The sequence below is a fragment of the Ruegeria sp. CF8 genome (assembly GCF_056537285.1).
Genome location: NZ_JBQFRG010000019.1, coordinates 1 through 19,293, shown reverse-complemented (window position 1 = coordinate 19,293; position 19,293 = coordinate 1). Strand labels below are relative to the sequence as shown.

Sequence of the window (19,293 nt, the reverse complement as noted above, 5' to 3'; positions counted from 1 at the left end):
CTGGCTCAACGAAACTGGTTTTTCCAACAAAGCCATTGCGACCATTCGCGCCGATGCTATCGAAGTTCACTTCGTCCGCGTAGCGGTCATGCAGACAGAACGCTGCGAACGAGCCTTTTGCCGCCATCTCTGTCATCCTTTGCTACTACAAGCGCATATGACCGCTCGCAGCCCAATCCGGACATTTGCAACTAAGTTTTAAATGTTCCGAAATGCCGAAGAAAAATGCTCTCGCAATCCAAAACAGAAATGTTTGGTTTCGAAGCTAGGCTTCCCAAATACACCTTGGCGAGGACTACAGTGTTGCGAGTTCAGGGTGGCGATAGGCCTCTGGGTACGACATTGGCTTAAAAGGCCCATTGGGCACAACGCTATTCCAACTGCGTCCGAAATAACCCTGGCGGCAGTGTACGAGAGAACCTGCCTCGGCAATTCCGGGCAACGCGTATACACGGCACAGCCACCGCCACAAGTATGGGTAATCTAGGATTCTCGCACCATTAAGCTTCATTCGCACATAATAGACCGGATCGTGACGATAGAGAGTTGGGAACAGGCGAAGATCTACTTCTGAAAAGTGGTTTCCTGTCAAATAGGGCCTGCCATCTGAGAGATGCTCCTCCAAATATTCGAGTGTCTCAAAATATGCGTCAAAGGCTGTTGCATAGATCGTTTGATCAGACGAAAACCCGGCCTTGTAGGCACCATTGTTAATCGCTGTATAAATTCGTTCGTTCAGGTCGTGAATTTGGTGAAGCGGCACTTCGTCTGGGTAAAGCCTAACGCGTTCAGCCGCCGGGATTGTGCTGCCAAGAGAATCCGCTGAGGCGTCCAGCATTCGGACAATTTCAGCGCTTGCGTTGTTAACTATGCGCCCTGCAATCTTGTCATACAGGATTGGAAGGGATTGCTCTTCAGAGCCTTCGGCACGATAGATCTCTTTGGCAAGGCGCAGTCCTTTGCCGGTGCCGGTCTCACTCGTGCATTCTGGCAAAGTCTCACCTGTGAGCGATGCAATCCGATCAGGCGCAAACTCCCATAGGTTTGGCGCCTCTGGATCGTCGTCGCCGGTGCGGTTTGGAAATGCAACGTCCATGGTGATGCTGTTTTGAAGGCCCAACAAATTTCGCGCCAGCGTCACTCTGTGACACCAGGGGCAATTCAAGGCTACGAACAGGTGATAGCGATCAGTTTCTGCCGGAAACACAGGATCGCCAATGGCGTGGCGATAGCCGCTAACACCGCGCACGAATTCACCCCGTGCGCGGCGCTTGTTGATATCAGTTTGGTCTTCTTCGGTAGACGTGTCGGTCATGACTTCAGCATCATCCTCTCAGCCGGTGATGCAAGATGATTGGCACGGCCAGTTCTTCTTCATCGCTGAGATGCCGTCTGAGGAACGCTTCAATCGTGTCGCTCGTCGCATGTAGCTGTCCGGCTTCATCGTAAGCTTGCGCCTCATCAAGCGCGGATAGCTTGATCACACGGTTCGCAGTGCGGGTGAAGTCACTCAGCACCTTATCCAGATCGAAGTGATCCTGTTCCAGCAACTCAAGTCCCGCATCAAAACGAGGGTCCGCAGCAGATAGTTCAGGGAAATAGCTGCGATCTTCCCAACCTTGATGGCCATGCAGGTTCCCGACTAGGTTGCCGCCATAGTAGGACAGCCGCCCCACGTAGTCGTCCAACCCCATCTCTTTGCTCAAAACCCCTTCTGTATCCAAGCGAATAAGTTCCGCAACACGGCGGAACATCTCATGCGCGCCGAGCCAATGCTTGGTTTTTTGTTTGAAACCTGGATGGGTTTCCCAACTGTCGCGGGGGTATTGGTCCAAGAGAAACCGCATTTCTTGAGGCATGTCGTCTTGGCGAATGGCATGTGTATCGAGCATCGGTTGTCTCCTTTCTGGCCAAAGATGGGAAGTCGGACAACGGCTCGCCACTAGCGAGAACGCACAGTCACTATGCGTCAGCGAACCCCTGCTAAGTCGGTCCAACACAAACCAGCGATCTTGCGCCTCTAGGCTTCGATGCCGTGCTGGATGAAATCTTTAAGGTCTTTGCGGGTAAGCACGTCTTTTGCCGCTGATCTGACCGCCAAGACAGTGTGGCCAAAAAAATCTTGGTAAAGCCCTTTCTTAAAAGCTCTATGATTTGGTTTTCTCGGCGAGTGATTTGATTACGCAGGCGAATGTTCCCGCGGTTTCACGCCACGTTGGTAGAAACTTTGACTTCAAGTCTGACAGTCTTCCCAAGCGTGCTCGTGTTCCTTGGTCTTTGAGAAGCAAACGCAGAGTAGCTCCAAAGGCCAGAGCGTCCTCGGGTGGCAGCAGAATCCCCGCGTCACCGACTGTTTCAGGGACAGCACCCACGTTGCAGGAAACGATTGGAAGTCCGAACATCATTGCTTCGCCAAGAACCATTCCGTAGCCTTCGTACCGGGTCGCAAGCGCGAAAAGGGTCGCCGAGTTGAACAAATCGTTCAACGGAACTTGGTCCAACTCGCCGGTGAAGGTCACGCGCTCGGTTAGACCGAGGGCCTTGGACTGAGAGTAAAGCTCAATCGCGGTGTTTTTGTCGTGTTCCTTGCCAACGATAACAGCCTGCCATTCCAAGTCCTTGATTGTATCAAGCGCACTTAGAAGAGTGTCATGCCCTTTGCGGCGGGCCAATAGGCCAACTGACAAAATCAAAGGCGGACGCTTCGGCTGTTTACAGACAACCGGACGATCAAAACCTGGGGGTGCGACAGTTATCAGATCCGGTTTTGCAGCGAATTGGTTGACCAGCACGCGCGCAGTTTCTGGACTTGGAACGATAATGTGTGCGGCGTGCCGAAGAGCTGCGGTTTCGTTTTTGAGCAGAAATTTAGCCCGTTCCGTCGGCAAACCAGTTTCTAGTCCAAGGGGGTGGTGTATCATCGCAATTATAGGGGCGCTCACCTGCGCCAAACCCTCTGGGTCGATGGAGCCAAAAACCAATCCATCAAGGATAATCGGGCGTTTTCCGGGTACGGCGCGCAGGGCGTTCAGTGCCACTGCCATATCGTCCTGCGTTGGGTCGGGAAATCGACCCGGTAGTTTCAGGTGTTGGGTCTTGCAACCGATCTCGTTAAGAACCCGCAATACCGTGGCTTCGTAGATGAATCCGCCGGTGCGCCGGTCTTTGTCACCGGGGATTGCAAAAACAGCTTCTGTCATACCACTTGCTCGCTCGCATAAACGCGCAGAACCCGCTTTTCGCACCATGCAACTCCAGCGTATGCTGTGACTGCCGCAAGACACAAAAGGACAACGCAGGACCACAGCATATTGTAGTTTGATGTACTCGCAGTCAGTGCCATCAACACGCCTATGCCGCGCCCGGTTGCCAGCCACTCAGCTGTAGTGACAGCCAATAGCGCGGCTGGCACTGCCATGCGGGCAGACGCGAAAAAAGCGGGCAACATGGCCGGGATTTGGGCGCATCGCAGTAGCTTCAAACGGCCGGCACCATAGCTTGCAAAAAGATCCACGATTTGCGTTGGAGCCTGCCGTAAACCCTGTAGACAGGCAACAAGAGTTGGGAAGAAAACCATTACAGCGACAATTGCAACGGTTCCGGTAAAGCCGCGCCCAAATGCCAGAACCAGCAAAGGCGCAGTTGTGATGATCGGCACGGCGCGCAATGAAATAGCGGTCGGCATAATCGCCCGCGCCACTGGTGGCCAAAGCGTTAAAATCACGGCCAGCCCCGCACCAAGGGCCAAACCGGCGAGATATCCGGGTATCGCATAAGTCAGGGTTTCGCCAAGCGCAGTTAGCAATGTGTTCAGGTTCGTGGTGTTGGAAACGAAGGTCCAAATATCTGCTGGCCGCTTCGCGAAGAACGAATTCAAGTTGAACAAATCCATCAGCCCCTGCCACAGAACCAAAACCATGGCAGACAGAAAAACGATACCGAGTATTTGAGTAGACAGCGCGCGCTTTTGACCAAATCTGGGCGTCGATAGTAGGATTGTCGGTGCATTTGGCGTCAGTTTGCTTTTGAGCAGACCAACGCACGCATACCCGAGCATAGCCAGTGATGCGGAAATAGCCGCCAGCGCCCAGGTCGCATCCGTTTGAAGACCGCGCATGGCCCGCAAGGTCAAAACACCCAGTCCTCGCTCGGCGCCTGTGAATTCTCCAATCATCGCACCCAGAAAGGCAGCTGGCGCAGCGATCTGCAATCCCATAAACAGGTAAGGCAAGCTGGCTCTGAATCGCACAACGAACAGAGTCGGTAGGCGGCCCCGGCCGTAAACAGTCATCAAATCTGTCCAGCTTTGTGAAATCGCCCGAAGTCCCACTACAAAGGCCAGGAATGTGGTGTAGTAAACAGCCAGTGCCGCCAGAGCGATCTGTGGACCCGCTCCGGGCCCGAATAGGACCCGTAAAATCGGGCCGCTCGCGATCAGAGGAATGCAAAACACAAGAAGCGCGAGCGCCGAGACTACCCATTCTGACTTCGGGATCAATATCACGAAACAGGCCAAGGCCACCGCCGCAAGGTTCCCCCAAAAGAACCCGAGCGCGGCATTCCTTAAGGTTTCGGTCGCTGCCCTGAAAAGTAGCCCAGAATGATCGTTGATATACTCCGCGGTATCAAATGGTCCACTGATCAACATGCTGTCTGGCTGAACTTGCGCCAAGCCTTCCCAGACTAGAAGCATAAGCAAGACGCCCAGCATGATACGTCCCGGTGCCACCTACTCATCCTCCTCCAACGCGGTCAGTACTTGCGTCACAAAAGCGCGAACGTCTGGTGAAGTTACGGGTGAAAACGTGCAGTCTCTTTTAATGTCGACCTGTATATCCGCTAGGATACGCGCAGGACGAGATGACAGCACGATCACGCGATCTGATAGCAAAACCGCCTCTTCCACGGAATGCGTAACGAGAAGTGTTGTCGTTTGGCGCTCGCGCCACAATGGCGGGAGCTCTTGATTCAATCGACGTCGCGTGATCGCATCGACGGCCCCAAAAGGTTCGTCCAACAGCAGAACCTCTGGCTCAGATATCAGGCTGCGCGCGATTGCGGCGCGTTGGCGCATACCACCTGACAATTCAGCAGGCCGATGCTCGGCAAACCCGTCCAGCCCGACAAGATTGATCAGGTCATCTACGCGATCCACCGGTTTGCGAGCGAGTTCCGCGCCCAATGCGATGTTGGATCTTACGGTACGCCATGGCAGCAGCGATGCATCTTGAAACGCCATGGCAAGCCCCCCGCGACGGGCGACCTGCTTTGGTGTTTCATGGCCAATTGCGATGTGCCCCATGTCGGGCGTTTCCAGCCCTGCTATCATTCGCAGAACGGTTGATTTCCCGCAGCCGGACGGGCCAACCAATGCCGTCGTCTGTCCGGACTGAAATTCAATCGAAAGCTCTGAGACCGCCTCAGTGCGATCAAAACTCTTTCGGATTCTGTTGCACGAAATTCCGGCTGTAGTCACGCGTCAACCCTCGCGTCAGCCATACACCTCTTCCAGCAGCGATCTGTCCCAGAGGTCAGGAGTGACGGTTCGACCCAACAGCGCTAGTGTTTCGACATTCGCCGCAACAGTCTCCTCGGTGAACCACCCGAACCCAAACTCGGCGGTTAAGTCCGAGAACATCAGCGGCACTTGCCGCGCGGCTTGCAGTTTTTGCGCGGCGAGATCTAGACCTGCATCAGGGAACATTTCTATCGTCAACTCGGCGGCGGCGTCGGTGTCTTTGTGGTAATCCTTCCACCCCATGACTTCGCCTTTCATTAAAGACACAAGCTCTGCGCGTCTTTGGGCAAGAGAGTCTTGGGTGGCGATATAGGTTTGAGAGTGCACGGCATAACCGTAGTCGGCCATTAGCATTGTGGTGTTGTCAACGCCCTGCACAGTCATGGCGACGGGCAAATCTGTTTCCCAGCAAAGCAAGCAATCCACCTGGCCGCTTACTAACGGCGCCGGGTCATATTGGGTGGGGACAATTTCAATTTGGTCTATGTCTATCCCGTTCAATGTGCACAAGGCTTGCAAGACGGGTGTATTCGCGACGGCCATACCAATCTTCTTGCCGATAAGGTCTGCGGGTTCGTTTACCGGGTTGGCCGCAAGCGACGCAATCGCGAACGGATTCTTTTGCATCGCAACGGCGATAATTTTGAACGGCGCGCCTTGCGCCACCGCGGCGGCGGTATAGTCCGCAGCTGATATCCCAACCAAAGCAGTTCCTGAAACCACGGGCGGCTCGACAGGCGCGTTTGGACCGCCTTGGGCAAGTGAGACATCCAAACCTAGATCGGACCAATACCCTTTGTTTTTCGCAATGTAACTTCCGCCAAACTGCACGGAATGCAGCCAGGACAGCTGGAAATTCACAGGTTGCAAGTTAGCTGCTAGTGCAGGCAACCCTGATGCAGAGGCGGCAAAACCGGCTGCGCCGGTTTGAAGAAAAAAACGGCGCGTAAGATGGGCGGGCTGTGTCATAGTGAATCTCTTTTCCCTGTTGTTAGTTGCGGTTCAAGCGATCTTGGCCACAGCAGAATTGCAACTGCTGGCAGCGCGGCGATCAGGATAACGGCACCATAAGTGACACCCGAAGCAACGCCCGCACTGGATGACGCCCCGATTATTGGAAATAAGGCAGCAGCGGCTCCTTCCCTCCAACCCCAACCACCAATCGACATAGGGATCAGCATGGCGGTCAAAACCAGAGGAATAATGATAAGCAAGCCGCCTGATGGTATGACAACCCCTACAGCCCTTGCTGACGCGTAGAACCCCAGTATCAGACATGTAGAGCTGACTAAGCCGAGAAAAACAAAGGCCGTTTGACGTTGTAGCCTGATCAAAAAGACAACGAACCTCCCAATTGATGGAAGGGCAAGTGATATAAGGCTCACCACGACTAGAGCGGATAGCAACACAGCAAGAACTGTCATGCTCAGTTCAGGATGATCGAAGCCTGCGGGCCACACTAGCGCAGCACAGACGCCCAGAAAAAGGGCTGCCATGATTGCGATTTGCCCCAACAGCCGTTCCGCGAACACAGATTGAGCTGAACGTTTGAGGTCTGCTTTCTTCCTCGCCCGAACCGCACGGGTCAGATCCCCCGGAACACCGCCGGGCAGAATCATATTTACCAGCTGCGCGATATAGTACTCGCGCAGGGCAAAAGAGTAATCAAACCGAATATCCAACGCGTGCGCTGTAAGTTGCCATCGGAATGCCATCGAGAAGGTTGCGGCAGTTGTAACAACAATCGAAAGCCCAACCCATTCCAGGCTAAGCATCCGCAGATGATCAGCGACACGCGCCAAATCCGTCCACCAAAGCAATGCGACAATCAACGTGATCGATACGACCAACCTGACCCAATACCGCTTCATTGCGACACCATTGCGGTTGAGGTCTTGTCAGAAAAGGCAGCGATAAAGTTGTCCCTAAAACTGTCCATTCGGCGAACAGGTACGTCGGATGCGGGGACAAGCCCCTCGGTCCAACGCCAATGCTCGATATGATCCAAGACTTGCGGGGGTCCGATTATATGAACAGCTACATCCTTGCTGTCACTGCCTGATACAAATCCAGCGGCCTGATGGTCCCCTGCGACAATGACCAGTGGTGCATCGTCGGCCAGTTGAAGAACATGAGAAAAGACGACCTGCAAAACATAGTCTACCGATCTGCGATACGCGTCCCGCACGGCATCCCGGTCTTTCCACAACACTTCAGGTGTCGGTCCCCGTAAGGCCATCTCATTGAAGACGGTGCCGTCGCCTACGTCCTGCCACGGGATTACGTCTGCGATTGGTGTCCAAGGGGCATGTGAAGAGATCAAGGCGATCTGGACAAAATCTGGTCTCGGGTCCGGCGGCAAAAGATCAGGATACGCAGCCAAGGTGAATTGGTCGGGCATAGTGACCCAGCGAAAACTCTCGCCCGCATAGGGGATTTTGGCCTTGTCGAAAACAAGCTCAAATCCCATCGCTCGACTTTCAGGCCAATCCTTTGTGATTGCAGGCATGACAGCGGCTGTCCGATACCCCGCCGCTTGCGCGATATGAGATAGCCATTTGCGCCCACTGTCGATCATCGCTTGATAGCGCCCGTTATCGGCGGTCCACAAGCCGGACCCCAGGGTCCCATGTGCCAACCAGCTTTGTCCGCCTACCGTTGGCGAGATCAACCAACCGCTTTTCATGGCAAGGCCCGAACCCGCGATTTCCGCCTGAGCAGACCGCAGCGTTGCAAGATGCGTTGGCGCGTACAGCGGGTTGTCGAAGCTCGCGCGACCGTAGCTTTCAATCCAGATCAAAAACACATCCCGCCCATCAAGCTTGTTCAACAATCCGAACTGATTGGCATAGGTATCTAAACCTGCAGCCTCACGAAACTCGGCCAAATCCCTGGTTGTTCTCTGTATTTCCTCAACGCGATTTATTGTTAAGCGAGAGGTCCAGGTGGTCCCCGGCGGGCTGTTTTCCAATTTCCAGAAACTGAGGTGATGACCCGCATCCGCGACAGCCCATCCAGTGAAGCCGGCGCCGATCAAAGCTGCTGCCAATCCTGTTTTTGCATTTCGCCCAAGTGACGCCCAAGCGGCAAAGCCCTGGACTATTAAAGCGTAAAGCAGGGCCAGCAACAAAATGGCCGATGACACTGCAAAAACAAAAACAACCAAACCAAGGCTATCACGGGTGAATGAGAAGCCTGCAGCGATCAAGGGCATATCAACGACCGGATTAAACGACCGGTCAAAAGCGCTAAACATTGCATAGTCGGCGAGCTTCAAAACAGCGACAGCCAACAAAGCCAGCGCGACCGCGTGTACGATGATCAAGCGCCGACCTAGCACCATCATTAGAAATAGTATCACGGGCAGCTCGAGAGGCCAGCGCAACACCGCGCTCCACCCAAAAGCGCTTGGATGGTTTGGCAGGGCTAGAACGGCAAAGACAGCTAAAGCACCCAAAACTAGGAAGAGTACCTGCCTCATTCAGCACGCCCAAGAAGCCATTTGATGTCCACAAAGAAGGACCATGCGAGCAGTATCGCAGCCATAAAAGATATCGGCAAATATGCTGTTGTTGGCGTCAAGGGAAACAGCAGCGTGACCAAGGCACCGATTTGTATAACGCAAATTGCTTTTCGACGGAACGACTCGGGGAGTTCAGCCTGCAATGCGGGCAAAAATAGACTTGCTGCGCAGAAGGTGTATCGCATGAAACCAAGAACCAGAATTTCCAGGCCTGTTGTCCCTGATACCAAAAGCCACACAGAGAGGACCGCGCCCAACAACGCGTCCGTTTCCATATCAAACCTCGCGCCAAATCGGGATGTCAGTTTTGATCGCCGCGCCAACCAGCCGTCTACGCCATCCAATGCGAATGCTACTGTTGCCACCACAAATACCAGCCAAGGGTTCACGGTTGGCGCGACCACAGTGCCAGCCAAAAACGCGACCATTGCAGCGCGGATTAGGGTTACAAGGTTACACAGACCCAACACTTCATAAGGATAGGTTCGACGCAACCCCGGGATCAGCAATCCGACGACTACCCCAAAGACGACCAAAGGGGGCAATGCGGAACCAAACGCCAGCAATGAGCATACTGCCATTGCAAGAGCAATGACCGCGCTGGCCATGCACAGGTTGGCAACAGGTGGTTCCACCTCTACAGGCCTTGTCGCGTTGTAAAAATCACCGCCAAACATAAACGTCACCCAATTGATCCTAAGAACAAATTAGCCCGCCAACGACCTTCGGGTAGCCTTGTGGGCAACCAACCGCTCACGTCCTTTTCCCAAGCTTAACAACGCCCGTCAAAGGCAAGTGATCCGAAGCCTGCACCAAAACCTCTGATTTTAGTGCGTGAACCTCTGAAATTGCGTCTGGAAAATCCGTCAAGATTCTGTCCAACGGTAAGAAGGGTGCTCTGCTTGGGAAAGTGGGCTGAGCGGGTCCTTGGAAGGCTGTTCCGACAATCCGCCGGTGAAACATCAAGCCGCCCCAGGGGCGCCATTCGTTGAAGTCGCCCAGCATGAGAGTCGGCATTTCAGGGCGACGATGTAAGTATTGCCCGATAGTGCGCATCTGGATGATGCGAAGCGGTTGCGACAAGGACAGATGCATCGTCATGATGCGCAGCGGATAACCGTCAACCAGCGTTTCGAACACTATGGCGCCCCGGTGGCAATGGCCTGGTAGATCAATTACATCTGCATGGGTGCGCTGAAACCTCTCGCCCAGAAACAGGATGCTTCCCAGAAATCCATCGCTCTGACTTCCCCAACGCAATGCAGGGGCGTCTTGTGTGTATCTGAGCCCCGTAAGCTCGGAGATGTTCTGCACGTCTACGATCCGAGCGTGCGGTCGACATTCCTCATCCGCCTCTTGCAACGCCAGAATATCCAAACCCAAAGGCGCCAGTTCCGTCCCGATTGCGTTGGCCACACGGTTTGGATCGACCTGTCCATCTGGTCCCTTTGCGCGATGAATGTTCCATGTTGCGCAGCGAATTGTGGAGTTGCTCATGTTTTTTACGGCCTTTGTCCGTTTGCAACCTATATTATTCATTACCTTGGCTACCACTCGGAGGTCTTCGTACTATGGCTTTTACGCGTGTAAAAACCGATCTCGGCCGCTTTGGCACTACAACGCGAACGATTGTAGCCTCGGCTGCACTAAGTGCATATGCAATGGCGGCCAACGCCGATATGGCGCGGTATGAACTCGATCCAACGCACACGGCCATCTATTTCACAATTGATCACATCGGCTACGCAAAAACACTTGGTGTGTTCACAGAAGTGTCGGGCAACTTCTTTTACGACACTGAAACGCAAGAGTTGCGCGACGTAGAGGTTAGGATCCAAGCGGCGTCCGTGAACACGTTCAACGACGCGCGTGACGGTCATGTTCGAAACCGAGACTTCCTGGATGTCTCGACGTATCCCGAAATCAAGTTTGTTGCGAACGGTGGCACAGCTTCGGACGACACCAGCGGCACTGTGACCGGAGAGTTGACGATCTTGGATCAAACTCTTCCCGTAACGCTGAATGTTACGCTGAACAAAGTCGCAGAATATCCGTTTGGCCATAAACGCGAGGTTTTAGGACTGTCACTCGACACCGCCATTTTGCGCAGTGAGTTTGGGATGGATTACGGAGTCGCGAATGGGCTTGTCGGCGATGAAGTGACGATTAACATTGAGACGGAAGCAATCAAAAGCGACAAATGATTTTGGTAAACGAATGTGTTGCCAGCCAAAAAATCGATCTTGCGGACACTAAACTGCCTGGCTTCGAAAGGCAGTTCACCTTTATTTTTTCATTTTCCTTCGAACCCGCGTCACTAAACGACTGCCGCCCATTTTCAGTTTTGAGTCTGAATTTACCTCATGTTGATAGCGGCGAACCATAAATGATGCATTTCATAGCTGAAAGCATGCGGACTAAACACGGCCTACGGTGCTGAAGATTTCTGAACAAATCGCGACAATAGAGCTTGTTGGTCGCGAAAGCATTGACGCTGATCAGATTTTGTAGGGCCACGATAGCGATGAGTGCGGGATTAGCGGGGTGTAGCCACGGTTTTGGGACAAACCGGTTGATGCAAGAAAGGGACGTCCACCTATCTGCGCAAAGCCCAGTTTCTGCTCGAAGCCGTCATTGGCGCAATCCCGAAAAGTGTCTGCTCTGCGGAGAATTCTGCCGTTGAGTTTAGCTATCGCAAACAGTTGCGGCCTCGTACCGCACCTGTTTGCGATAGCTAAAACCTCGTTTCTTCAGTATTTGCGCTAACTTTTGACAAAGATCGGGTGCACCCCACTGGCAGAGGTCCAAGACGATGCACAAAACGGAACGAGTTGAGGTTGCAGTCAAATCGGGTAAAGCCGATCAAGCCTGCGCTACGGTGTACTACGACGGATCTTGCCCGCTCTGCTCAGTAGAGATCAGGCACTATGCCACTTGTGTGGGCTCTAATGGTTTGCATTTTGTCGACGTCTCAAACCCCCATGTTGTCTGACGTCAGACACTGTGCGGGGAAGCCGAGAGAGACGGTCGAGCGAGCCGATCTCGAATCGGTTCTGTCGCAGAATTAGTTCCCACCTGTCCGGTCAAACGTAGTTTTGGTAGCGCATGCTCAAAATGACAGGAGCAGACCGTGACAATCTCATTCAAGGGCGCACACTTTCCGAAAGAAGTGATCTTGTACGCTGTATTCTTCTATCTCCGATACGGCGTGTCTTACCAGGATCTGGAAGAAATCATGGCTGAACGTGGCGTTGAACTGGATCACGCGACGCTGAACCGTTGGGTGAGGCGATATGCCGGTCTTGTGGCTGATGCTTCACGATACAAAAAAGCGCTCTGCCGACCATTCATGGCGCATGGATGAGACCTATGTGAAGGTGAAGGGTGAGTGGGTTTATCTCTATCGCGCCATCGACAAACACGGAAAGACCTTTGATTTCATGCTATCAAAGCGGCTGCGACCAAGTTCTTCGCTCGTGCGCTTGAGGCGAACGGTTTGCCACGGAAAATCGTCATCGACAAAAGTGGTGCAAACACAGCTTGCATCAAAGCAATAAACAAGACGTTGAAAGGATTTGGTTGCACGGTGCCGATTGAGATGGTCAGACGGAAGTACCTCAACAACATCATTGAGCAAGACCATCGCTTCATCAAACGTCGGATCAGGCCCATGCTGGGTTTCAAGTCTTTCGATTCAGATGCATCTGCCCTGGCTGGCATCGAACTGGTCAACATGATCCGCAAAGGTCAATTCACGCCCGGACTCCGTCCGTTTCAGCAGTTTGTTCAACTGGTAGGATAATCAACCCACCTGCGCCATCTCCCCAGCCTACAATGAAAATTGCGACAGAACCGGTGTCAACCGAGACCCTACCTCAAGTCGTCATTCCTCACTCAGCTGATGGATAATTGACGACCCCAAGGCATGACGTTCAGCATCAAATTTGTCCCCTAACAACTCCTTCTTGATTGCACTGACAATTCGGCCCCGGTCCGCGCCTTCAAATCTGTTCCCCCATTTCTGTGCAAGACGCATGGCATGATATTGTTCGAACGCGCTTTGCGATTTAAGAATGCCATCTTCGATAATAGCCATCGTGTTCGAGCCGACAGACTTAAATTGATGTGCGAGCGCGACGATCCGATTGCCTTTTTGCCCTGAATTCCATAGAGCCCAAGCATCGTTATCGGTCAGTGCCCTGCGACTTGCCAATTCACGGGCATCTGCCATAAGCCGCTCCTGATCAATGGTTCGTCGATAGCTGGGTGGAGTGAGGCGCAGCGCGTCATAGCGGGCTGCGATCCGCTGCGGATAACTAAGGACGTCGCCATTTTCTGTCTCTTTCCGTTTAATGCGGCCAGCTTCCTCTAAAATGGCAATCGTTTGCATTGCCAGATCCATCGGCAAACCTGACTCGGATATGATTTGGTAGAGCTCCATGTCGCCAGTTTGAAGGATATCCTGAACCAAGACGCTTCGAGCTTCGTCTATTGCGCGCTGAACATTGATAAACCTTGGACCCTGGCCGGCAGCAGTAGTGTTGAGGATGGTCTTGACGTCTTCAGCCTTCAAGGTCGGGTAACTTGCCCAGACCAGAGCTGCTGCAGCCGCAACGTACAGCGCAGCAAAGGTCGTTCCGCGCTGCCCAAGCTTTTCCACCCAACCTTCGAGTGGCGTGGCATCGAGTGTCTCTGGTGCATACAAGTCGGGCTTGTCTACATCGGGGTGGTAGATTGAGTAAGCCGAGGGATGTCCGTCCGCCATTGCTCCAACGGCCAGCGTTTGGGCACTCCATGCTGGCCAGTTTGGTACACCAGTGTTTCCCCCGGCGGCTACAACCAATACGCCAGACGCAGCGAGTTGCTCCACAAAGTTGCTGAGTGCCATGTTTTTGTGATCAGTTCCAAAATCCAGAACGAGCACTCTGGCATTGGCTTGTGCAACTTTGTTCATCCACGACAGGAGAGCAGCAGTAGTAGCACTTTTCCCGTCCGTAAATGGAGAAGCTATTTTTAAGGTTTGAGCGACGATGGTCGCCCGTTTGTCAGGACTAGCACTGACCCGTCCAGCTAGACCATGTGCATCCGCAAATCGTGCCATCGCATCGCGAAAGGCGTGATCGCGTCCTTCAGTAAATGGCCCAGCCACGGCAACGGTGATCGCGTCACGCATGTGTTGTGCAGATTCCGGGACCGCTGCGTCGATGTCGTCGGTTGCTGCAGGTGCTGAAAAGAAGTCGTCAACAGAGTTTTCGGCTTGCTCCTTGGGTTTTAATGCCCGAACTGCGGCCTCGATATTCGGATCGCGGGAGCCAGCGTCACGCCCGGCTAAACGATCAGCTAATGCCTCCCAACGTTCAAGATTGTCGCCTAGAACTGAATGCAGTGGATGCAATTGGGATTCGCCTTTGTGCGCCAATTCGGGCAACTGCCCGCGTATCCAAGCCCAGACCTCTGACCATCGCATCTCGGTTACAACAGACGGTTCCCAAATGCTCCCCATTTCAAAGGTGAAAGGATTGTGCTCTTCTCTATGGACTAACGCGACCCGTACTTGGCCGCGCTGACTTAGTAGGTCTCGAATGATTTCGACGACCGGACTGTCTGCTTTGAGTTCATACGCATGATCGATTGCAATGGCCAAGGGGATCCGGGCAACACGATCAACTATGAGGGATCGCATCATGGATGGAGCCGCATGTTCAAGAAGGTCTTTCCCATTGTTGGATTGACGTAAGATCTCACGCAAGAACTTCAGTAGCTCGTCTTTTTGCGCTTCACCGAGATCACGCGCAGAGAATTTCAGTTGCGCAATACTCGGATCAAGCTCCTCCAATGCGCGGTCCATTAGGTTGCTAAGGTCTTGAGACCGTACGTTTTCCCCACGGATGCAAACTAACCTGCTTTTCGTTCGGTTGGACAAGACATCAACAACCCTGCGAAGATTAGCATGGCGTGCAACAAACCGCAGATCCTTATAGGTCTGCGAAACATGCAGTCGGACCGGGTTGATCTGAGGTGGCGGTAGTGCTTGCGCATTCGCGTCAACTATCGCGTCGGGATCCTCGGCACCAAGAAACAGGGTCGGAATTGCCCAGTCCAATTGCTGGACACGGTCCTTTTGATCGTCCCACACCTGCTTTCGAGCCAGTGTCAACGCTCTGGCCACAGAATATCCTGCAGTAAGGCTTTCATAAAACGAGCGAGTAAAAATGCGTTGCGTGCGAAATGGCAGCACCACCTGCATTCCCATGACCGCAGGGGCCGCATCGCGCACAGCATGTTGCGTTATCGACAACCCTCCCTCCCAGTCGCCGGGCGTCAGTGGTCGCGGCGCCCGAGCTGTCTCGCAGCCAGCAAGTAACACGAAACGTAGATGCGGGCTAAGTCTCAAAAAATTGCTGAACTCCTTGGATAGAACCAGCTTTCCAGTGCCATTCTGGTCTTCAAACCATAACCCATGTTCAGAGGCATGGCCGAGGTAGTGAACTATGTGGAAGCCACTTTCGGTCTTGCGAAGTGCTTTTGAAAGACGCTCAAGCGTAGGGCGATCCTCTAAGGTGACGCTCAGCTTTCCGCTTTCAATCATAGGTGCAAGGTCGCGAAGCAAATGGCGTTTTTCTTCATAAAGATCGAATTGGTCCAAGCTATGTGCTGCCTGATCCGCGCCCGGAAGAGGGCTGGACATAATGACAAGAACATTGACTGGCGGCTTCACCATTTGTTTTCCGGAAGGATAGGAGCGGACGCGCGCTGTTCGAACCAGATGAACGTCTTCCGAGAGTATTAGCGGTATGCCTGAATTGTCAGGGTCCAACATAAGCTCCCATGGCCAATCAGAAACGTCCGCGGGAGCACCCATCAATCGCAAAACAATCTGTTGATTTCGCACGGAAGCCGCAGCGCGTAGGCGCACAAAAAGTTCGTTTACCTCGGGTGTACCAAACAGCATGTCTTTAAGCGCCTGGCCAATGCTCATGCCGTCATCCACTCGCCCAGCCGCCGTTCGGATAGTAGTGTTGAGCCAGTCGAGAGGCCCGTTTTCAGGCTGTAATTCCACACCCCAATCCGGTGCTTGGACCGGAACTGCATTGAGGGCGCCCTCAGTGCAATCAGCGCTGAGCCAATAGATTCTGTCCTCCCCGCGGACAAGGCTTACATCGAAAGAGCAGAATGTTCCTGCACTGGTGTCATTCATTTGGGTCTACAACGCTGACAAGATCTGTAACCGTGTTGGTACCCGCGCTCCTGACGGTCACACGATAATCTCCCGATGGCAGTCCTGGTAAATCAATCCGTGCTGCTTTGGCGTCATCGGGATCAACTGGCATGATATGGGTGTCAGATTTGCCGGTACTTATGCTTTCGACCAGGCAGTATAACGAGGTTGACTCTGACGACTCCGTTTTTGCCCTTATCACGACATCCTGACCAACAAGTGTGTCTTGAGATGTAACGGAAATGTTCTGACCCGGCGCCGAGAAGATCATCCGGTCGCGTTCTCGATCGTGAAGAAGCAAACTGGCGATCTCGTCTATCGTGCCAACGTTGTTTTGAAGTGATCCGTGTTTCTCGTTCAGCCAGTCAGCAGGTTTGTCGGCGTCCAGTTTTTCATGAGGTATCGCCGAAAGCCGCGGCACCGTGCCGTCTCCTCCTGTCGCGCTGGTCAACATCTCGAGCTTCCCACCTTTGAACGTCGCTTTGGTATGTGTTTCTATGTAATTTCCGACAGTTGGGATCACCGAATAGCTGTTTTCAATAAAAGCGCCATCCTTGCGATTGGCATCAACCTTTTCGCGCAGTTCGCGATGCAACGTAAGGGCATCTGTAAGGCGATTTCTGTCAACGTTGGGTAGCTCCGCTTCTGGATCATCCAGCGACAGCATTTGTCCGTCTGTCTGACTAAGAAAACAACGAAAAGTCGGGAGCAACTGATAAACTGAAGTAAAGGACGAAAGCGTTTCAGTCAGGTCGGCTTGCAAAACCCACAAGCCCATCTTGAAGCCGTTGCTCAGGTTGTCCAGCGAGTTCAAGGAGCCCGAAAAAGGTGTTCCAAGTGTGAAAAGCCTCCGTGTATCGCGCCAACCTTCCAATTTTTCTAAGTAGAGCCGCGCGATGATACCGCCCATAGAGTGACAGATTAGGATCAGTTGAGCGTTAGGGTGGCTCTTGCGCCGTTTGGCGAGAACATTTTCAGCCAATCGCTGGAGTTTGCGCGCCGCAACTCGGTTATCGCGTCTCCAGTCATAAGGCATCTCGAAATATGTTTCCCCTTCAACCAGGTTCAGGCGATGAAAGAGGTTGCGACGCATAGCCGAATAGCCGTCAATCTTCCAAAGTCCTGGAATGAGATGCAGATCCTGGCACAGCTCGGTGGCCTCAACCCCATCGCCAAGGTCGTCCAGAGTATGGTCGTCGCCGTCCATCTTGAGTGAACGGATGCTTCGCAACCCTGTAAATGCGCCGCGCAAGGCGGCTCCAGCCTTTGGGGCCCATACAGTTTTGCCGTTCTTGGTCAGGACCGATCCGGAGATCCCCGGAATAAAAACCACTATGTCATCCATGCCTAGTCCACAAAAAGTCTTCATCAAAATACAAATCTAGCTTACGCTGACATATTGGTTTTTCAAGTCATGAGGGAAAATGCGCGTTCAATGGTGCCTGAAAGGAATCGCGGCCCAGAACACATTTGGTGACGCCGATGCAAAGTCTGTCTTAAAAGAAGGGTTGAAGAGTGCAGCTCTATTTGTCTGACGTCAGCACCAATGGGACAGTTTAGGTCGATTTGATAAGAGAGGGTTTCTGGCTCATCGTAACCGCCAAGGAGTGGAGATGAGAAAGAAACCCGGAACCAAGCAGAGCCACGGCGAGAAAGTTGTCAGAGACATCCGCCGTGCGACGCGCAAGCAATATACAGCTGAAGAGAAGATTAGGATCGTGCTGGACGGCCTAAAGGGCGAGGACAGCATTGCGGAGCTGTGCCGTCGAGAGGGCATCGCCCAGAGTCTGTACTACAGCTGGTCCAAGGATTTTCTGGAAGCCGGCAAGAAACGTCTGGCAGGCGACACCGCGCGCGCCGCGACATCGAGCGAGGTCAAAGATCTGCGCCGCGAAGCCCGCGACCTGAAGGAAGTGATTGCCGAACAGGCTCTTGAACTGCGGCTGCTCAAAAAAAGCATGATCGCGAATGGGGACGACGACGAATGAGGTATCCTGCATCCGAAAAACTGGAAATCATCCGCCTCGTCGAAGGTTCGCATCTCCCGACCAAGCGCACATTGGAAAAGCTGGGCATTCCGAAGACCACCTACTATCGCTGGTACGACCGATATCTCGCCGGCGGCCCCGAGGCGCTTGAAGATCGTAGCCCCACGCCGTCACGGGTCTGGAACCGCATTCCCACGCCAGTGCGCGAGAAAATCAAGGATCTGGCCCTGAAGGAAAGTGAGCTTTCCCCGCGCGAACTGGCCGTGCAATTCACCGACACGGAAAAGTATTTTGTGTCAGAGGCTTCCGTCTATCGCATCCTCAAGTCTTACGACCTGATCACCAGCCCGGCCTATGTGGTTCTATCGGCGGCTGACGAGTTCCGGGATAAAACCACTCGGCCGAACCAACTCTGGCAGACCGACTTCACTTACCTGAAGGTCATCGGCTGGGGTTGGTTCTATCTGTCGACCATCCTCGATGATTACAGCCGCTACATCATCGCCTGGAAGCTCTGCACGACGATGAAGGCCAGTGATGTCACCGATACGCTGGACTTGGCTTTGCAGGCTTCGGGCTGTGCCCAGGCGACCGTCTTCCACAAGCCACGGCTGCTCAGTGATAACGGATCCAGTTATATCTCTGGTGAACTTGCTGAATGGCTGGAAGATCAGGAAATGGATCATGTCCGAGGGGCGCCATACCATCTGCAAACTCAGGGTAAGATCGAGCGCTGGCATCAGACCTTGAAGAACCGCATCTTGCTGGAAAACTACTACCTGCCCGGTGATCTCAGGCAGCAGATCGACGCCTTTGTCGATCACTACAACCATCGGCGCTATCACGAGAGCCTGCAAAACCTCACACCGGCCGATGTCTACTTCGGGCGCGGCCAGACCATTCTGAAACAACGAGAAAGGATCAAACGGAAGACAATCGAAACCCGGCGCTTGCTGGTAACTCAAGGGTCGTTGCGACGGTTTCCGCTATCTCAGTTTCATGAGTTCATCTCTGAATGCCTCGGTTGGAGTTTGCCATCCGAGGC

General features: G+C 53.4%; 14 protein-coding genes and 2 pseudogenes. 4 read left to right on the top strand and 12 right to left on the bottom strand.

The window, feature by feature from the left end; genetic code table 11:
* Positions 1 to 295 precede the first annotated feature (295 nt).
* The 10 genes from ACR0EV_RS23925 to ACR0EV_RS23880 all read right to left on the bottom strand — a co-directional run bounded on the left by ACR0EV_RS23925 (position 296) and on the right by ACR0EV_RS23880 (position 10,538).
* Positions 296 to 1,315 (bottom strand): glutathione S-transferase C-terminal domain-containing protein, encoded by a 1,020-nt coding sequence (locus ACR0EV_RS23925; RefSeq protein ID WP_480802405.1) that lies wholly within the window; start codon positions 1,313 to 1,315, stop codon positions 296 to 298.
* A gap of 10 nt (positions 1,316 to 1,325) precedes the next feature.
* Positions 1,326 to 1,892, bottom strand: a complete 567-nt coding sequence (locus ACR0EV_RS23920; protein WP_480802404.1) for a hemerythrin domain-containing protein — start codon at positions 1,890 to 1,892, stop codon at positions 1,326 to 1,328.
* Between the two features lie 255 nt (positions 1,893 to 2,147).
* On the bottom strand, positions 2,148 to 3,200 hold the full coding sequence (locus ACR0EV_RS23915; RefSeq protein WP_480802403.1) for a glycosyltransferase family 4 protein: 1,053 nt from the start codon (positions 3,198 to 3,200) through the stop codon (positions 2,148 to 2,150).
* Positions 3,197 to 4,729 (bottom strand): ABC transporter permease, encoded by a 1,533-nt coding sequence (locus ACR0EV_RS23910; RefSeq protein WP_480802402.1) that lies wholly within the window; start codon positions 4,727 to 4,729, stop codon positions 3,197 to 3,199. The genes ACR0EV_RS23915 and ACR0EV_RS23910 overlap by 4 nt, the downstream gene beginning before the upstream one ends.
* The gene (locus ACR0EV_RS23905) at positions 4,730 to 5,476 is read right to left on the bottom strand and encodes an ABC transporter ATP-binding protein (RefSeq protein ID WP_480802401.1); all 747 of its coding nucleotides are present in this window, start codon (positions 5,474 to 5,476) and stop codon (positions 4,730 to 4,732) included.
* 15 nt (positions 5,477 to 5,491) lie between these two features.
* Positions 5,492 to 6,487, bottom strand: a complete 996-nt coding sequence (locus ACR0EV_RS23900; RefSeq protein WP_480802400.1) for an ABC transporter substrate-binding protein — start codon at positions 6,485 to 6,487, stop codon at positions 5,492 to 5,494.
* Positions 6,484 to 7,389: a lysylphosphatidylglycerol synthase transmembrane domain-containing protein gene (locus ACR0EV_RS23895; protein WP_480802399.1), complete on the bottom strand. Its 906-nt coding sequence runs from the start codon at positions 7,387 to 7,389 to the stop codon at positions 6,484 to 6,486. The genes ACR0EV_RS23900 and ACR0EV_RS23895 overlap by 4 nt, the downstream gene beginning before the upstream one ends.
* On the bottom strand, positions 7,386 to 8,999 hold the full coding sequence (locus ACR0EV_RS23890; RefSeq protein WP_480802398.1) for a sulfatase-like hydrolase/transferase: 1,614 nt from the start codon (positions 8,997 to 8,999) through the stop codon (positions 7,386 to 7,388). The genes ACR0EV_RS23895 and ACR0EV_RS23890 overlap by 4 nt, the downstream gene beginning before the upstream one ends.
* The gene (locus ACR0EV_RS23885) at positions 8,996 to 9,718 is read right to left on the bottom strand and encodes a CDP-alcohol phosphatidyltransferase family protein (protein WP_480802397.1); all 723 of its coding nucleotides are present in this window, start codon (positions 9,716 to 9,718) and stop codon (positions 8,996 to 8,998) included. Before ACR0EV_RS23885 ends, ACR0EV_RS23890 begins: the two co-directional genes overlap by 4 nt.
* A gap of 76 nt (positions 9,719 to 9,794) precedes the next feature.
* Entirely contained in the window at positions 9,795 to 10,538 is a 744-nt protein-coding gene (locus ACR0EV_RS23880) for an endonuclease/exonuclease/phosphatase family protein (RefSeq protein ID WP_480802396.1), read from the bottom strand.
* 74 nt (positions 10,539 to 10,612) lie between these two features.
* Between ACR0EV_RS23880 and ACR0EV_RS23875 the strand changes: the two genes are divergently transcribed.
* The 3 genes and pseudogenes from ACR0EV_RS23875 (at position 10,613) to ACR0EV_RS23865 (ending at position 12,843) form a co-directional block, all read left to right on the top strand.
* A complete protein-coding gene (locus ACR0EV_RS23875; protein WP_480802395.1) occupies positions 10,613 to 11,245 on the top strand; it encodes a YceI family protein in 633 nt (210 codons plus the stop codon).
* 926 nt (positions 11,246 to 12,171) lie between these two features.
* On the top strand, positions 12,172 to 12,405 hold the full coding sequence (locus ACR0EV_RS23870) for a hypothetical protein (RefSeq protein WP_480802394.1): 234 nt from the start codon (positions 12,172 to 12,174) through the stop codon (positions 12,403 to 12,405).
* A pseudogene (locus tag ACR0EV_RS23865) lies at positions 12,335 to 12,843 on the top strand (DDE-type integrase/transposase/recombinase). The gene ACR0EV_RS23870 and the pseudogene ACR0EV_RS23865 overlap by 71 nt, the downstream one beginning before the upstream one ends.
* An 81-nt stretch (positions 12,844 to 12,924) precedes the next feature.
* Here the strand turns inward: ACR0EV_RS23865 and ACR0EV_RS23860 are convergent.
* Both ACR0EV_RS23860 and ACR0EV_RS23855 read right to left on the bottom strand, forming a co-directional pair.
* Complete coding sequence (locus tag ACR0EV_RS23860) at positions 12,925 to 16,239, bottom strand: CHAT domain-containing protein (protein ID WP_480802393.1); 3,315 nt, start codon at positions 16,237 to 16,239, stop codon at positions 12,925 to 12,927.
* Positions 16,232 to 17,605, bottom strand: a complete 1,374-nt coding sequence (locus ACR0EV_RS23855; RefSeq protein ID WP_480802392.1) for an alpha/beta hydrolase — start codon at positions 17,603 to 17,605, stop codon at positions 16,232 to 16,234. Before ACR0EV_RS23855 ends, ACR0EV_RS23860 begins: the two co-directional genes overlap by 8 nt.
* 268 nt (positions 17,606 to 17,873) lie before the next feature.
* On the opposite strand from ACR0EV_RS23855, the pseudogene ACR0EV_RS23850 reads away from it, so the two are divergent.
* A pseudogene (locus ACR0EV_RS23850) lies at positions 17,874 to 19,201 on the top strand (IS3 family transposase); the annotation flags it as partial.
* Positions 19,202 to 19,293 lie beyond the last annotated feature (92 nt).

Coding starts and splice junctions, on each gene's coding strand:
- ACR0EV_RS23900 (WP_480802400.1), bottom strand. CDS start 6,487: ATGACACAGCCCGCCCATCTTACGCGCCGTTTTTTTCTTCAAACCGGC.
- ACR0EV_RS23885 (WP_480802397.1), bottom strand. CDS start 9,718: ATGTTTGGCGGTGATTTTTACAACGCGACAAGGCCTGTAGAGGTGGAA.
- ACR0EV_RS23890 (WP_480802398.1), bottom strand. CDS start 8,999: ATGAGGCAGGTACTCTTCCTAGTTTTGGGTGCTTTAGCTGTCTTTGCC.
- ACR0EV_RS23920 (WP_480802404.1), bottom strand. CDS start 1,892: ATGCTCGATACACATGCCATTCGCCAAGACGACATGCCTCAAGAAATG.
- ACR0EV_RS23855 (WP_480802392.1), bottom strand. CDS start 17,605: ATGGATGACATAGTGGTTTTTATTCCGGGGATCTCCGGATCGGTCCTG.
- ACR0EV_RS23880 (WP_480802396.1), bottom strand. CDS start 10,538: ATGAGCAACTCCACAATTCGCTGCGCAACATGGAACATTCATCGCGCA.
- ACR0EV_RS23925 (WP_480802405.1), bottom strand. CDS start 1,315: ATGACCGACACGTCTACCGAAGAAGACCAAACTGATATCAACAAGCGC.
- ACR0EV_RS23895 (WP_480802399.1), bottom strand. CDS start 7,389: ATGAAGCGGTATTGGGTCAGGTTGGTCGTATCGATCACGTTGATTGTC.
- ACR0EV_RS23860 (WP_480802393.1), bottom strand. CDS start 16,239: ATGAATGACACCAGTGCAGGAACATTCTGCTCTTTCGATGTAAGCCTT.
- ACR0EV_RS23875 (WP_480802395.1), top strand. CDS start 10,613: ATGGCTTTTACGCGTGTAAAAACCGATCTCGGCCGCTTTGGCACTACA.
- ACR0EV_RS23915 (WP_480802403.1), bottom strand. CDS start 3,200: ATGACAGAAGCTGTTTTTGCAATCCCCGGTGACAAAGACCGGCGCACC.